Origin of the sequence: Klebsiella sp. JN_Kp127 (genome assembly GCF_040062505.1) — a bacterium.
In the GTDB taxonomy this organism is placed as follows: domain Bacteria; phylum Pseudomonadota; class Gammaproteobacteria; order Enterobacterales; family Enterobacteriaceae; genus Klebsiella; species Klebsiella quasipneumoniae.
In genome coordinates, this window is record NZ_JBEAHS010000004.1 from 77,042 (window position 1) to 90,433 (window position 13,392).

The 13,392-nt window shown below is 58.8% G+C and carries 16 protein-coding genes; 10 read left to right on the top strand and 6 right to left on the bottom strand.

Annotation, left to right across the window (positions count from 1 at the left end):
- Positions 1-7 precede the first annotated feature (7 nt).
- The 7 genes from rfaQ (at position 8) to coaD (ending at position 6,942) form a co-directional block, all read left to right on the top strand.
- Entirely contained in the window at positions 8-1,084 is a 1,077-nt protein-coding gene (rfaQ, locus tag ABLV04_RS02995) for a putative lipopolysaccharide heptosyltransferase III (protein WP_048298566.1), read from the top strand.
- Positions 1,081-2,208 (top strand): glycosyltransferase family 4 protein, encoded by a 1,128-nt coding sequence (locus ABLV04_RS03000; RefSeq protein WP_048298567.1) that lies wholly within the window; start codon positions 1,081-1,083, stop codon positions 2,206-2,208. The genes rfaQ and ABLV04_RS03000 overlap by 4 nt, the downstream gene beginning before the upstream one ends.
- A 2-nt stretch (positions 2,209-2,210) precedes the next feature.
- Complete coding sequence (locus ABLV04_RS03005) at positions 2,211-3,305, top strand: glycosyltransferase (RefSeq protein WP_023291364.1); 1,095 nt, start codon at positions 2,211-2,213, stop codon at positions 3,303-3,305.
- A gap of 29 nt (positions 3,306-3,334) precedes the next feature.
- Positions 3,335-4,324, top strand: coding sequence for a glycosyltransferase (locus ABLV04_RS03010; RefSeq protein WP_023291365.1), 990 nt, complete (start codon positions 3,335-3,337; stop codon positions 4,322-4,324).
- A 91-nt stretch (positions 4,325-4,415) separates the two neighbouring features.
- Positions 4,416-5,690 (top strand): lipid IV(A) 3-deoxy-D-manno-octulosonic acid transferase, encoded by a 1,275-nt coding sequence (waaA, locus tag ABLV04_RS03015; RefSeq protein ID WP_004205065.1) that lies wholly within the window; start codon positions 4,416-4,418, stop codon positions 5,688-5,690.
- Positions 5,690-6,466: a glycosyltransferase family 2 protein gene (locus ABLV04_RS03020; RefSeq protein WP_023291366.1), complete on the top strand. Its 777-nt coding sequence runs from the start codon at positions 5,690-5,692 to the stop codon at positions 6,464-6,466. Before waaA ends, ABLV04_RS03020 begins: the two co-directional genes overlap by 1 nt.
- Entirely contained in the window at positions 6,463-6,942 is a 480-nt protein-coding gene (gene coaD / locus ABLV04_RS03025) for a pantetheine-phosphate adenylyltransferase (protein WP_004205067.1), read from the top strand. Before ABLV04_RS03020 ends, coaD begins: the two co-directional genes overlap by 4 nt.
- 123 nt (positions 6,943-7,065) lie before the next feature.
- Here the strand turns inward: coaD and mutM are convergent, their stop codons facing one another.
- The 4 genes from mutM to radC all read right to left on the bottom strand — a co-directional run bounded on the left by mutM (position 7,066) and on the right by radC (position 9,317).
- Positions 7,066-7,875: a bifunctional DNA-formamidopyrimidine glycosylase/DNA-(apurinic or apyrimidinic site) lyase gene (gene mutM / locus ABLV04_RS03030; protein WP_032454367.1), complete on the bottom strand. Its 810-nt coding sequence runs from the start codon at positions 7,873-7,875 to the stop codon at positions 7,066-7,068.
- A 135-nt stretch (positions 7,876-8,010) separates the two neighbouring features.
- Positions 8,011-8,178, bottom strand: a complete 168-nt coding sequence (gene rpmG / locus ABLV04_RS03035) for a 50S ribosomal protein L33 (protein ID WP_002922510.1) — start codon at positions 8,176-8,178, stop codon at positions 8,011-8,013.
- A 20-nt stretch (positions 8,179-8,198) separates the two neighbouring features.
- Entirely contained in the window at positions 8,199-8,435 is a 237-nt protein-coding gene (gene rpmB, locus ABLV04_RS03040) for a 50S ribosomal protein L28 (protein ID WP_000091955.1), read from the bottom strand.
- Positions 8,436-8,651: 216 nt separating this feature from the next.
- Positions 8,652-9,317 carry a DNA repair protein RadC gene (gene radC, locus ABLV04_RS03045; protein WP_017900054.1) on the bottom strand — a complete coding sequence of 222 codons (666 nt, stop codon included), beginning with the start codon at positions 9,315-9,317 and terminating at the stop codon, positions 8,652-8,654.
- 172 nt (positions 9,318-9,489) lie between these two features.
- On the opposite strand from radC, the gene coaBC reads away from it, so the two are divergent.
- The 3 genes from coaBC to slmA all read left to right on the top strand — a co-directional run bounded on the left by coaBC (position 9,490) and on the right by slmA (position 11,861).
- Positions 9,490-10,704: a bifunctional phosphopantothenoylcysteine decarboxylase/phosphopantothenate--cysteine ligase CoaBC gene (gene coaBC / locus ABLV04_RS03050; RefSeq protein WP_180266212.1), complete on the top strand. Its 1,215-nt coding sequence runs from the start codon at positions 9,490-9,492 to the stop codon at positions 10,702-10,704.
- Positions 10,682-11,140 (top strand): dUTP diphosphatase, encoded by a 459-nt coding sequence (gene dut, locus ABLV04_RS03055; protein ID WP_180266195.1) that lies wholly within the window; start codon positions 10,682-10,684, stop codon positions 11,138-11,140. Before coaBC ends, dut begins: the two co-directional genes overlap by 23 nt.
- A 124-nt stretch (positions 11,141-11,264) precedes the next feature.
- Positions 11,265-11,861, top strand: a complete 597-nt coding sequence (slmA, locus tag ABLV04_RS03060; protein ID WP_004205072.1) for a nucleoid occlusion factor SlmA — start codon at positions 11,265-11,267, stop codon at positions 11,859-11,861.
- Between the two features lie 45 nt (positions 11,862-11,906).
- Here the strand turns inward: slmA and pyrE are convergent, their stop codons facing one another.
- Together pyrE and rph are read right to left on the bottom strand one after the other, a co-directional pair.
- Positions 11,907-12,548, bottom strand: coding sequence for an orotate phosphoribosyltransferase (gene pyrE, locus ABLV04_RS03065; protein WP_004205073.1), 642 nt, complete (start codon positions 12,546-12,548; stop codon positions 11,907-11,909).
- 65 nt (positions 12,549-12,613) lie between these two features.
- On the bottom strand, positions 12,614-13,330 hold the full coding sequence (gene rph, locus ABLV04_RS03070) for a ribonuclease PH (protein WP_180266194.1): 717 nt from the start codon (positions 13,328-13,330) through the stop codon (positions 12,614-12,616).
- Positions 13,331-13,392 lie beyond the last annotated feature (62 nt).

The following is a 13,392-nucleotide window of genomic DNA, read 5'->3' on the forward strand; positions in this document are numbered from 1 at the left end:
ACAGAGTATGACGCCTGAAACCCTCTCCCGCAGCCCCTTGAACCCGGCGCGGATCCTGGTCATTAAGCTGCGCCATCATGGCGACATGCTGCTGATCACCCCGCTTATTCACGCGCTGAAACAGCAGTATCCCGCCGCCAGCGTGGATGTCCTGCTGTATGAAGAGACCCGGGATATGCTCGCCGCCAACCCCGATATCCACCATATTTATGGTCTCGACCGCCGCTGGAAAAAGCAGGGGAAAAAGCATCAGCTGAAGATGCAATGGCAGCTCATTCAGACGCTGCGCCAGCAGCGATACGATATGGTGCTCAACCTTGCCGACCAGTGGCCGAGCGCGATTATCAGCAAACTGACCGGCGCCGCGACGCGGATCGGCTTTGATTTTCCGAAGCGTCGCCACCCGTTCTGGCGCTATTGCCACACCGCGCTGGCCGCTACCCAACAGCATAATCAGCTGCATACGGTCCAGCAGAATCTCTCTATCCTCGCTCCGCTCGGTATCCAGTTGAACGACGCCCCGGCGCGGATGGGCTACAGCGAAGCAGACTGGGCCACCAGCCGCGCCCTGCTGCCGGAGGACTTCCGGGATAACTACATCGTCATCCAGCCAACGTCGCGTTGGTTCTTTAAATGCTGGCGCGAAGACAGGATGAGCGCGCTGATCAACGCGCTGTCCGCCGAAGGGTACGCGGTGGTACTCACCTCCGGCCCCGACGATAGAGAGAAGAAGATGGTGGAGACCATCATCGCCGGCTGCCCGCAGGCGCGGCTGCACTCTTTAGCCGGCCAGTTAACGCTGCGCCAGCTGGCGGCGGTGATCGATCACGCCCGGCTGTTTATCGGCGTCGACTCGGTGCCGATGCATATGGCTGCGGCTCTCGGCACCCCGCTGGTCGCCCTGTTCGGCCCCTCGAAGCTGACCTTCTGGCGTCCATGGCAGGCGAAAGGCGAGGTGATCTGGGCAGGCGACTTCGGTCCACTGCCCGACCCGGACGCCATCAACACCAACACCGACGAACGTTATCTCGATTTAATTCCTACCGACGCCGTGATCGCGGCGGCGAAAAAGGTACTGGCATGAGTAAATTCAGGCTGGCTCTGGTGCGGCAGAAGTACCGCCCGGACGGCGGCGCAGAACGGTTTGTCTCCCGCGCGCTGGAAGCCCTCGACAGCAGTCATCTGCAGCTGAACGTCATCACCCGCGAATGGCAGGGGCCGGTGAAACCGGACTGGCAGATCCATATCTGTAATCCGCGCAAATGGGGGCGCATCAGCCGCGAGCGCGGGTTTGCCAACGCCGCGCGGGCGCTCTGGCAGCGCGAATCTTTCGACCTGGTGCAGAGCCATGAGCGTATTCCCGGCTGCGATCTCTACCGCGCCGGCGACGGCGTTCATCGCCGCTGGCTGCAACAGCGCTCGCGCATTTTACCGGCCTGGAAAAGCCGCCTGCTGTTCGCCGACCGCTACCACCGTTATGTGATGCAAGCGGAACGGGAGATGTACGAAGACCCGCATCTGCGCGGGGTGATCTGCAACGCCGAGATGATCAAACGCGAGATCATCGAAGACTTTGGCCTGCCGGCGGACAAGATCCACGTTATCTATAACGCCATTGATAACCAGCGTTTCCTGCCGCCGGGCGAAGAAACCTTTGCCGCCTTACGCGCCAAATGGCAGTTGCCGCTGCAGGCGACCTGCCTGATTTACGTCGGCTCCGGCTTTGAGCGTAAAGGGCTGGCGGCGGCGATCCGCGCCATCGCCCCGACCGATCGCTATCTGCTGGTGGTTGGCAAAGATAAAGATCAGCCGCGCTATCAGGCGCTGGCGAAAAGCCTGAACTGCGAAGATCGGGTGCGCTTCTTCGGCATGCAGTCGGAGACGCTGCCGTTCTATCAGATGGCCGATGGCCTGCTGCTGCCGACCCTCTACGATCCGTTCCCCAACGTCATCCTTGAGGCAATGGCCTGCGGTCTGCCGGTGATCACCACCACCGGCTGCGGCGGGGCGGAGTTTATCGTCAACGGCCACAACGGTTACGTCTGCGACGCCCTGGATATCCCGGCGCTGCAGCAGGCGGTGATGGCCCTGCCTGCCCGCGCGCTGGGCTCCGCGGAAGGCGACCGCGCCCGCGAGCGCATTATGGCCTGCACCAGCGAGCGCCTCTCAACCCAGCTGCTTTCCCTTTATCAGGATCTGGTGAAATAACGATGCGCATCTTATTTGTGATTGACGGATTGCCCGGCGGCGGCGCGGAGAAAGTGGTTCTCACCCTGGCGGCGCAGTTCCTGCGCGACGGCGATCGGGTCTCGCTCATTTCGCTACGCGACGTCTGCGAGTACCCATTGCCCGAGGGGCTCGACTACCAGGTGGTGGCCGATCGCTGCCGCAAACCATGGCGCAAGCTGACCGAGCTGTCCCGCCGCGCCCGCCAGCTGGACGCCGCGGTCATCCGGGCCGAGCAGCAGGGACAATTTGACCTTGTGCTCTCCAACCTGCACAAAACCGACCGCATCGTCGCCCGCAGCCGGGCGCTGCGCGAGCGCAACGTCTGGTTCTGCCTGCACGGCGTCTTCTCGGCCTCTTATCTTGGTCACCGTACCGGCTTTGACCGCTGGATGAAGCAGCAGAAAATTAAGCGGATTTACCAGGGGCGCAACGTGGTGGCGGTTTCCGACGCCGTGGGGCGCGATCTGGTGGACGCCTTCGCCCTGCGCCCGGCGCAGCTGAAAACCATCTATAACCCCTTCGATATCGCCGCCCTGCGCGCCGGGGCGGAAGCCGACAGCGAGCGCCCGGACGGCGACTACCTGATTCACGTCGGCCGCTTCCATCCCGGCAAACGCCACGACCGCCTGCTCGAAGCCTACGCGCAAAGCGGCATCGACGCGCCGCTGGTGCTGTTAGGCCAGGGGAAACCGGAGCAAGAGCAGCGCCTGCGCCAGCTGGCCAAAACGCTGCAGATTGACGACCGGGTGTGGTTCAAAGGTTTTCAGGAAAACCCCTTACCGTGGATCAAAGGCGCGCGGATGCTGGTTTTGAGCTCGGATAGCGAAGGATTCGGCAATGTGGTGGTGGAGGCGCTGCTGTTGCATACCCCGGTCGCCAGCACCCGCTGCCCCGGCGGCGTCACCGAGATCCTCACCGGCGAACTTGCCCGCGGTCTGGCGGATCTCACCAGTCCGGCGCTGGCTCAGACGATGCAAAGCATTTACCATAACCCGCCGGCCATCGACGATGCCGCGCTGGAAAAATTCAGCGTCGTGTCCATTTGTCAGCAGTACCGTCAGCTGCAGCGCATCTGACGCCGTTAGTTAACCAGGATCGAAGATTTATGAGTCAAACGCCTTTACTGAGCATCGTGGCTGCCGTCTACAACGGTGAGAAATTTCTTGCGCAATTCTTTGAGTGCATTGAACAGCAGCAGCTGGACAGCTATGAACTGATCCTGGTGAACGATGGGTCGACGGACAACAGCCTGGCGGTGATCGCCGAATGGCGGGATCGGCTGCAGAACGTCCAGGTGCTGGAGCAGGAAAACCAGGGCGTCTCGGTCGCGCGCAATACCGGCCTGGCGGTTGCCAGCGGCAAGTACCTCGCGTTTCCGGACATCGACGATAAACTCTATCCGGGCATGTATCGCACGCTGCTGGAGATGGCGGAGAAAGCACATCTCGATGTCGCCACTTGCAACGGCACCTACGTGTACGAAAAGCGCCGCGAGAGCCACCCGATCTTTCCGCTGGATCGCTTGCCCTCGACCGGTGTGCTGCCGGGCCATGTCTGGCTCAAGCAGGCCCTGGACTCGCGGAAATTTCTGCACGTCACCTGGCTCAATATCTATCGCCACGATTTTATCCGCCAGCATCACTTCCATTTCGAACCCGGCCTGCGCCATCAGGATATCCCGTGGACCACAGAGGCGCTGCTGGCCGCGGAGCGCGTGCAGTACACCAGTCAGCAATTCTATGATTACTACATCCACTCTGAGTCGGTGTCGCATAAGCCGGACAACGACGACACGCTGATGCGTTCGGCGCGCCATTACATGAAAATTCTGGAGATGCTGGAGGCGATCAACCAGCGTTACCCGGACAAAGTGCGCCATATCGCCGCCTGTCGCTGGCAGATCGCCAAAGAAGGTCTGGGGATCATCCACACCTTCGACAGTATGAAAGATGAGTCGAAAAAGCATGTTATCATTAAAGAATTCTTCGACCGCGGTATCTGGCGGTTAATCTGGAAAAACGCCTGTACTTTCCGTTTACGCTGGCGCCTGGGACGCCGTTATCTGCGTATTAAGCGTTATCGCCACGCGGGATAGACCAAAAACCCGCTGTTTCCGCCAAAGAGATAGCTTTACGCGGGCTAAATGCTTAGAATTTGCCCGCCAAAACAGAGAACGGATAAATAGTTTGGAATTGCTTTATACCACCCTACTTTACCTTATTCAGCCGCTGGTGTGGCTGCGGCTGCTGCTGCGCAGTCGTAAGGCTCCTGCCTACCGTAAACGCTGGGCGGAACGCTATGGCTTCTGTCAGAACAAGGTAGAGCCGGATGGCATTCTGCTGCACTCCGTTTCCGTCGGCGAGACCTTAGCCGCCATCCCGCTGGTTCGCGCCCTGCGCCACCGCTACCCTTCTCTGCCGATCACCGTCACCACCATGACGCCGACCGGCTCCGAGCGCGCCATGTCGGCCTTCGGCAAAGATGTCCATCACGTCTATCTGCCCTACGATCTGCCCGGCGCCATGAACCGCTTCCTGGACACCGTTCAGCCGAAGCTGGTGATCGTCATGGAGACCGAACTGTGGCCGAATATGGTAGCCGCGCTGCATAAGCGTAAGATCCCGCTGGTGATTGCCAACGCGCGCCTGTCCGAACGTTCCGCCAAAGGCTATGCCAAACTGGGCGGCTTTATGCGCCGCCTGTTGAGCCGTATTACGCTTATCGCCGCGCAGAATGAAGAAGATGGCAACCGCTTCCTCGCGCTGGGACTGAAGCGCAACCAGCTGGCGGTCACCGGCAGCCTGAAATTCGATATCTCCGTCACGCCAGAGCTGGCGGCCCGCGCGGTGACGCTGCGCCGGCAATGGGCGCCGCACCGCAAAGTCTGGATTGCCACCAGCACCCACGATGGCGAAGAGCAAATTATCCTCCAGGCGCATAAAAAGCTGCTGGAGACCTTTCCGAACCTGCTGCTGATCCTTGTTCCTCGCCATCCGGAGCGCTTCCCTGACGCCCGCGACATGGTGCAAAAAGCCGGAATGAGCTTCACTCTGCGCAGCACCGGCGAGATCCCCTCCTCCAGTACCCAGGTGGTCATTGGCGATACCATGGGCGAACTGATGCTGCTCTACGGCATTGCCGACCTCGCTTTCGTCGGCGGCAGCCTGGTGGAGCGCGGCGGCCATAACCCGCTCGAGCCGGCGGCGCACGCCATTCCGGTGCTGATGGGGCCGCATACCTTCAATTTCAAAGATATCTGCGCCAAGCTGCAGCAGGACGATGGCCTGATCACCGTCACCGACGCTAACTCGCTGGTCAAAGAGGTTTCCACGCTGCTGACCGATGAAGACTACCGCCTGTGGTATGGCCGTCACGCGGTGGAAGTGCTGCACCAAAACCAGGGCGCGCTGTCGCGTCTGCTACAGTTACTGCAACCTTACCTGCCGCAGCGGAGTCATTAATGTCGAACCGGCTTTCCGTGGTGATGATCGCCAAAAACGCAGCGGACCTGCTGCCGGATTGTCTGGACTCCGTTAGCTGGGCGGATGAAATTATCGTCCTCGACTCCGGCAGTACCGACGGCACCGTCGAGCTGGCTCGCCGCCTCGGGGCGCAGGTCTATACCCATACCGACTGGCGAGGCTATGGCATTCAGCGCCAGCGCGCGCAGGACTACGCCACCGGCGACTGGGTGTTGATGATCGATACCGATGAGCGCGTCACGCCGGAACTCAGGCAGGCTATTCTTACGGTACTGGCAGCCCCGCAGCGCGGCGCCATCTACAGCATCGCCCGCCGTAACTATTTTCTCGGACGCTTTATGCGCCACAGCGGTTGGTACCCCGATCGCGTCCTGCGCCTGTACGAACGCGCCCGTTACCGCTATAACGATAATCTGGTCCATGAATCGCTGGATAGCCTGGGCGCCGAGGTCATTCCGTTGACCGGCGATCTCCTGCATCTGACGTGCCGCGACTTCGCTGGCTTTCAGCAAAAACAGCTGGCTTACGCCGCCGCATGGGCGCTAGAACGCCACCGGAAGGGCAAGAAGACCTCGATGGCGGGGATATTCAGCCACACGCTGGGCGCGTTCCTGAAAACGCTGCTGCTGCGCGGTGGGGTGCTGGACGGTAAGCAGGGCTGGTTACTGGCGATGGTCAACGCGCAGTATACGTTTACGAAATATACCGAGCTGTGGGCGCTGAGCCACGGCTACTCGGAGAAAGAGTCATCATGAGCACAAAAGCGATCTATCCGGGTACCTTCGATCCCATCACCAATGGCCATATCGATATCGTCACCCGCGCGGCGAGTATGTTCGATAAAGTGGTGCTGGCTATCGCCGCCAGCCCGAGTAAAAAGCCGATGTTCAGCCTGGATGAACGTATTGCGCTGGCGGAGCAGGCGACGGCCCACCTGGTGAATGTTCAGGTGGTCGGCTTCAGCGACCTGATGGCCAGCTTCGCGCGCGCGCAGCAGGCCAATATCCTGATCCGCGGCCTGCGGGCGGTGGCGGATTTCGAATATGAGATGCAGTTGGCCCATATGAACCGCCATTTGATGCCCACCCTTGAGAGCGTGTTCCTGATGCCGTGCAAAGAGTGGTCGTTTATCTCCTCTTCGCTGGTCAAAGAAGTCGCGCGCCACCAGGGCGATGTCTCTCACTTCCTGCCAGCCAACGTCCACCAGGCGCTGTTGAATAAGCTGAAGTAACGCATCTGCTGGGGCATGAGCCAGGCTGGCGCTGCGCTTACCTAGCCTACAAACGTCCCCGGCCCACCAGATGCGCCCCCGCAGGTCCGCTGACCTTGCCGACAATCATTCCTGTTCCGGTGACTATTTCTGACACTGGCGGCAATAAAAGGTCGCCCGCTGGGCATGCTTGGTCCCGACAACCGGCGTGCCGCAGATCCGGCAGGGTTCGCCCTTGCGGCCATAGACCTGTAGCTCCTGGGCAAAATAGCCGGGCTTGCCATCGCTTTGCAGGAAGTCCTTCAGCGTGGTGCCGCCCTGCTCTATCGAACGCAGCAGGACCAGCTTAATCACCTTCACCAGCTGCTCGCACTCGTCCCGCGACAGTGAGGACGCCAGCCTGTCAGGGTGGATCCCGGCGGAGAACAGCGATTCACTGGCGTAGATATTGCCGACGCCCACCACCAGCTTGTTATCCATCAGCCAGGGTTTGATCGCGGTTTTCTTCTTCGCGCATTTCTGCTGGAGATAATCGGCGTTGAAGGCGTCGCTCAGCGGCTCCGGCCCCAGATGCGCCAGCACCGGGTGGCCTTCCAGCTCTTTGGTCCACAGCCAGGCGCCAAAGCGGCGCGGATCGGTATAGCGCAGGACTTTACCGTTACTCATAACCAGATCAACGTGATCGTGTTTTTCCGCAGGCAGCTCTTCGCTCAGGATGCGCAGGCTTCCCGACATCCCGAGATGGACGATGATCCAGCCGTTCGGGAGTTCCAGAAGCAGGTATTTGGCGCGACGACGCACGCTGAGCACCGGAACGTCGCTCAGGCGATAAATCTCTTCAGAAACCGGCCAGCGCAGCCGTCCGTTGCGCACGACGGCGTGCAGAATGGTTGCGCCAACCAGGTGCGGCTCAATGCCGCGGCGGCTGGTTTCAACCTCTGGTAATTCAGGCATGATTTTCCTCCATTAACCCGGCGTATTGTGCTTCACGGACAGGTGGCTGAAAAGGGAGTGTGTGAAAGCAATATGGGGGAGTTTTAAAAACAAAAAACCCCGCCGGAGCGGGGTTTTTATACAAGGAGGCTAAAATTATTTGATTTTAGCTTCTTTGTAGATAACGTGCTGACGTACAACCGGATCGTACTTTTTCAGTTCCATTTTTTCCGGTTTGGTACGTTTGTTCTTCGTGGTGGTGTAGAAGTGACCAGTACCAGCGGAAGAAACCAGCTTGATTTTCTCACGAATACCTTTAGCCATGATTTATTTCCTCTAAGTACTTAGTACTTTTCGCCACGGGCACGCAGTTCAGCCAGAACTGTATCGATGCCTTTCTTATCGATTACACGCATACCTTTAGCAGATACGCGCAGGGTGACAAAACGCTTCTCGCTCTCAACCCAGAAACGGTGAGAGTGCAGGTTCGGCAGGAAACGGCGTTTAGTCGCGTTCAGTGCGTGGGAACGGTTGTTACCGGTCACCGGACGCTTGCCAGTAACTTGGCAGACTCGGGACATGTCTATTCTCCAAAAATCAAATTAGCTCGAGCTTCGTATGGGGTATTGGCGCCTCGTCAGGCTTTACAGCCTGGTCATCGCAGTTCAATGTGAACTCTCGACTGCCAGGCCCAAATGCCAAACCCGAGATTCTCAAAGGTGGCGTAGTATACGCTGACTCGGCGATGTGCTCAAGTCCCGAACAGACAAAGATCCCGAAGGATCGCCAGTTCGGGGCTAAATCCAGCCACGTTCGGCAAAAGATACATACGCACCGCGGCCGATAACCAGATGGTCAAGCACGCGTATCTCCATGAATCGACAACACTTTACCACCCTTTCGGTAATCAGCCTGTCAGCCTGACTCGGCTCCGGACTACCGGAGGGATGATTATGCGCAAGGATCACGGCGGCAGCGTTCACTTTGATGGCTTCGCGTACAATTTCTCGCGGATGCACCTCAACGTGGCTAAGAGTACCAGAAAAAAGGCGGCTATGTTTCAACACGCGGTTCTGATTATCTAAAAAGATCACCATAAAGATCTCGCGCTCCTCTTCCGTTAGCTGGCTTTGCAAAAATTCCCGCGTCATCGAGGGGGTGACCAGCGCGGCCTCCTCAACCAGCTGCGAGCTAAAATAGCGCCGCGCCAGCTCGGCAATCCCCTTCAGTTGCGCATATTTCGCCAGCCCCAGCCCGTCAACGGCAACCAGTTGCGCTTTATCAGCGGAAAGCAGAGCGTAGAGCGAACCAAAACGCTGCAATAATGCCTGGGCGTAGCTCAGCACATCCTGACGGCGTGTGCCAATGCGCAGAAACAGCGCCAGTAGCTCAACGTCCGTCAGCGCCTCGATGCCGAATTGCAGCATCTTCTCCCGTGGCATCAGATTTTCCGTTCCGTCCATGCGCCCTCCTGCGTGAATCAGCCTATCCTGGCACAACCTGACGACGCTGCCGACCCGCCGCTTTTCACCCTGCGTAGCCGCTCGCAAAGTGAATGCCCGTCAGAGGCACGACGGCGGCAGGATTGTGATAAGATGCGCGGATTCTGGTCTACGGCAACAGGAATACATCATGATGACTCTGGCGGGTAAAAAAATCGTCCTGGGCGTCAGCGGCGGTATCGCGGCGTATAAAACCCCGGAACTGGTACGGCGACTACGTGAACGCGGCGCGGAAGTGCGTGTCTCAATGACGGAGGCGGCAAAAGCGTTCATCACCCCACTCAGCCTGCAGGCGGTATCCGGCTATCCGGTCTCCGACAGCCTGCTCGATCCGGCGGCGGAAGCGGCCATGGGCCATATTGAGCTCGGAAAATGGGCCGACCTGGTGATCCTCGCCCCGGCGACCGCCGATTTGATCGCCCGCGTGGCGGCAGGCATGGCCAATGATTTGGTGTCGACGATCTGTCTCGCCACCCCTTCCCCGGTTGCCGTCTTGCCCGCCATGAACCAGCAGATGTATCGCGCGCAGGCCACCCAGCATAATCTGCAGACGCTCGCATCCCGCGGCCTGCTGCTGTGGGGACCGGACAGCGGTAGCCAGGCCTGCGGCGACGTCGGCCCGGGGCGAATGCTCGATCCGTTAACCATCGTGGAGATGGTCGCACAGCATTTCGCCTCCCCTGTCAAAGATTTGCAACATCTCAACCTCATGATTACCGCGGGCCCGACCCGTGAGCCGTTGGATCCGGTGCGTTACATCTCAAACCACAGCTCCGGTAAGATGGGCTTCGCGATTGCCGCCGCCGCCGCACAGCGCGGCGCGAACGTGACCCTGGTCAGCGGACCGGTATCGCTACCGACACCGCCCTTTGTGCAGCGCATTGATGTCACTACCGCGCTGGAAATGGAAGCGGCCGTCCAGGCCAGCGCTCAGCAGCAGCACATTTTTATTGGCTGCGCCGCGGTGGCGGATTACCGCGCCGCCGCCATCGCCGAAGATAAAATAAAAAAACAAGGTGATGAATTAACAATAAAAATGGTTAAAAACCCGGATATCGTCGCCGGGGTTGCAGCGCTAAAATCGCATCGCCCCTACGTCGTTGGGTTTGCCGCCGAAACGAATAATGTGGAAGAATATGCGCGGCAAAAACGTGCCCGCAAAAACCTCGACCTGATTTGCGCCAACGATGTTTCCCAGCCTAATCAGGGATTTAACAGCGATAGCAACGCATTACACCTTTTCTGGCAGGATGGGGAAAAGCGCTTACCACTTGAGCGCAAGGAACTCCTGGGCCAATTATTACTCGACGAGATCGTGACCCGTTATGATGAAAAAAATCGACGTTAAGATTCTGGACCCGCGTGTCGGCCAGCAATTTCCGCTGCCGACCTATGCCACCTCCGGCTCCGCCGGACTTGACCTGCGAGCCTGTCTCGACGACGCCGTAGAGCTGGCGCCGGGCGCAACCACGCTGTTGCCGACCGGCCTTGCGATTCATATCGCCGATCCCGCTCTGGCGGCGGTGATCCTGCCGCGCTCGGGCCTGGGTCATAAGCACGGCGTGGTGCTGGGCAACCTGGTGGGCCTTATCGACTCCGATTACCAGGGGCAGCTGATGGTGTCCGTCTGGAACCGCGGTCAGCAGAGCTTTATTATCGAGCCGGGCGAACGTATCGCGCAGATGGTCTTTGTGCCGGTCGTGCAGGCGGAATTTAACCTGGTGGAATCTTTCGATGCCACCGACCGCGGCGAAGGCGGCTTCGGTCACTCAGGGCGTAAATAAGCCCAGCAACACGGAATCTGCATCCCAACGCGCATAATGCAATAACATCACCGCAAACTCTGGTTTGCGGTCGCGTTGTGGATGTCTGCCTGACAAGTGCTTATTTTCAGGGGTATTTTAAAACATGGCAGAAAAGCAAACTGCGAAACGGAATCGTCGCGAAGAAATACTTCAATCTCTGGCGCTAATGCTGGAATCCAGCGATGGTAGTCAACGTATTACCACCGCGAAACTGGCGGCTTCCGTCGGCGTTTCTGAAGCCGCGCTGTATCGCCATTTTCCCAGCAAAACCCGCATGTTTGACAGCCTGATCGAGTTCATTGAAGACAGTCTGATTACGCGCATCAATTTGATTCTGAAAGATGAGAAGGACACATCCGCGCGCCTGCGCCTGATTGTTCTGTTGATTCTTGGGTTTGGCGAGCGTAATCCTGGGCTGACGCGCATCCTCACCGGACACGCGCTGATGTTCGAACAGGATCGGCTGCAGGGCCGTATCAACCAGCTTTTTGAACGCATCGAAGTGCAGCTGCGTCAGGTGATGCGCGAGAAAAAAATGCGCGAAGGCGAAGGCTACACTCTCGACGAAACGCTGCTGGCCAGCCAGCTGCTGGCCTTCTGCGAGGGCATGCTGTCGCGCTTTGTGCGCAGCGAGTTCAAATACCGTCCGACGGATGATTTCGACGCCCGCTGGCCGCTGGTCGCCGCACAGCTGCAGTAGTTTTTTTGCATTGCCCGGTAGCGCTCTGCTTACCGGGCATTTTCGTTACACGCCGTAGGCTTCGCGATAAGCGCGAACTGCCGCCAGGTGTTCCGCCATCTCCGGTTTCTCTTCCAGGTAAGCGATCAGCTCTTTCAGGGTGACGATCGAGATAACCTGGCAGCCGTAATCCCGCTCCACTTCCTGAATGGCGGAGATTTCGCCGCGGCCGCGCTCCTGACGATCCAGGGAGATCAGCACACCCGCCAGCTGTGCGCCGTTGGCCTGGATGATCTCCATGGATTCGCGAATCGCCGTACCGGCGGTGATCACATCATCCACCAGCATGACCCGGCCCTGCAGTGGGCTACCGACCAGATTGCCGCCTTCGCCGTGAGTCTTTGCCTCTTTACGGTTAAAGCAGTAAGGCAGGTCGCGGTCATGGTGTTCGGCTAACGCCACCGCGGTGGTGGTGGCAATCGGGATCCCTTTGTAGGCCGGGCCAAACAGCAGGTCGAACTCAATCCCGGAATCCACCAGCGCCTCGGCATAAAAACGGCCCAGCAGAGCCAGATCGCGCCCGGTGTTAAACAGGCCGGCGTTAAAGAAATAGGGGCTCTTACGCCCGGATTTCAGCGTGAACTCGCCAAACTTAAGAACCTGCTTGCTAAGCGCAAACTCAATAAACTGGCGCTGATACGGCTTCATGGATTCGCTCCTCATCTTACTTTTTTACGGTCAAAAAAAAGGCGACTTCTCAGTCGCCTTAAAAACTAATCTGCTAACGCCGCCTTCTGCGTCGTAATAATGGATTCGATCCCCCCTCGGGCTAACGCCAGGAGAGTGAGGAGCTCTTCATGGGTGAACGGCTCGCCTTCTGCCGTACCCTGCACCTCGATGATGCGACCATCTTCGGTCATCACCACGTTCATATCGGTTTCCGCGGCAGAGTCTTCGATGTACTCCAGATCGCAGATGGCTTCGGCATTAACGATCCCAACAGAGACCGCCGCCACCATCCCTTTCATCGGGTTAGTTTTCAGCTTGCCGGCCGCCACCAGCTTATTCAGCGCGTCGGCCAGCGCCACGCAGGCACCGGTAATAGACGCGGTGCGGGTGCCGCCGTCGGCCTGCAGCACATCGCAGTCGAGGGTGATGGTAAACTCGCCCAGCGCTTTCAGATCAACCGCCGCGCGCAGCGCACGGGCGATCAGGCGCTGAATTTCCATCGTCCGGCCGCCCTGTTTGCCTTTTGCCGCTTCACGCGCGTTACGCGTGTGCGTTGAACGCGGCAGCATGCCATATTCAGCGGTGATCCACCCCTGTCCCTGTCCTTTCAGGAAACGCGGTACGCCTTCGTCAATGGAGGCGGTGCACAGCACTTTGGTATCACCGAATTCAACCAGCACAGAGCCTTCAGCGTGTTTTGTGTAATTACGGGTCAGGGTAACGGGGCGCACCTGGTTGGCGCTACGACCTGCTGGACGCATGATAGAAATCTCCGGCTTGAAACGAATGTAAGGCCGCATTATACGAATTTCATGGCGAAAAG

Coding starts and splice junctions, on each gene's coding strand:
- pyrE (WP_004205073.1), bottom strand. CDS start 12,548: ATGAAGCCGTATCAGCGCCAGTTTATTGAGTTTGCGCTTAGCAAGCAG.
- slmA (WP_004205072.1), top strand. CDS start 11,265: ATGGCAGAAAAGCAAACTGCGAAACGGAATCGTCGCGAAGAAATACTT.
- ABLV04_RS03020 (WP_023291366.1), top strand. CDS start 5,690: ATGTCGAACCGGCTTTCCGTGGTGATGATCGCCAAAAACGCAGCGGAC.
- ABLV04_RS03005 (WP_023291364.1), top strand. CDS start 2,211: ATGCGCATCTTATTTGTGATTGACGGATTGCCCGGCGGCGGCGCGGAG.
- rpmB (WP_000091955.1), bottom strand. CDS start 8,435: ATGTCCCGAGTCTGCCAAGTTACTGGCAAGCGTCCGGTGACCGGTAAC.
- coaD (WP_004205067.1), top strand. CDS start 6,463: ATGAGCACAAAAGCGATCTATCCGGGTACCTTCGATCCCATCACCAAT.
- dut (WP_180266195.1), top strand. CDS start 10,682: ATGATGAAAAAAATCGACGTTAAGATTCTGGACCCGCGTGTCGGCCAG.
- rpmG (WP_002922510.1), bottom strand. CDS start 8,178: ATGGCTAAAGGTATTCGTGAGAAAATCAAGCTGGTTTCTTCCGCTGGT.
- rfaQ (WP_048298566.1), top strand. CDS start 8: ATGACGCCTGAAACCCTCTCCCGCAGCCCCTTGAACCCGGCGCGGATC.
- ABLV04_RS03000 (WP_048298567.1), top strand. CDS start 1,081: ATGAGTAAATTCAGGCTGGCTCTGGTGCGGCAGAAGTACCGCCCGGAC.
- radC (WP_017900054.1), bottom strand. CDS start 9,317: ATGGACGGAACGGAAAATCTGATGCCACGGGAGAAGATGCTGCAATTC.
- coaBC (WP_180266212.1), top strand. CDS start 9,490: ATGACTCTGGCGGGTAAAAAAATCGTCCTGGGCGTCAGCGGCGGTATC.
- ABLV04_RS03010 (WP_023291365.1), top strand. CDS start 3,335: ATGAGTCAAACGCCTTTACTGAGCATCGTGGCTGCCGTCTACAACGGT.
- mutM (WP_032454367.1), bottom strand. CDS start 7,875: ATGCCTGAATTACCAGAGGTTGAAACCAGCCGCCGCGGCATTGAGCCG.
- rph (WP_180266194.1), bottom strand. CDS start 13,330: ATGCGTCCAGCAGGTCGTAGCGCCAACCAGGTGCGCCCCGTTACCCTG.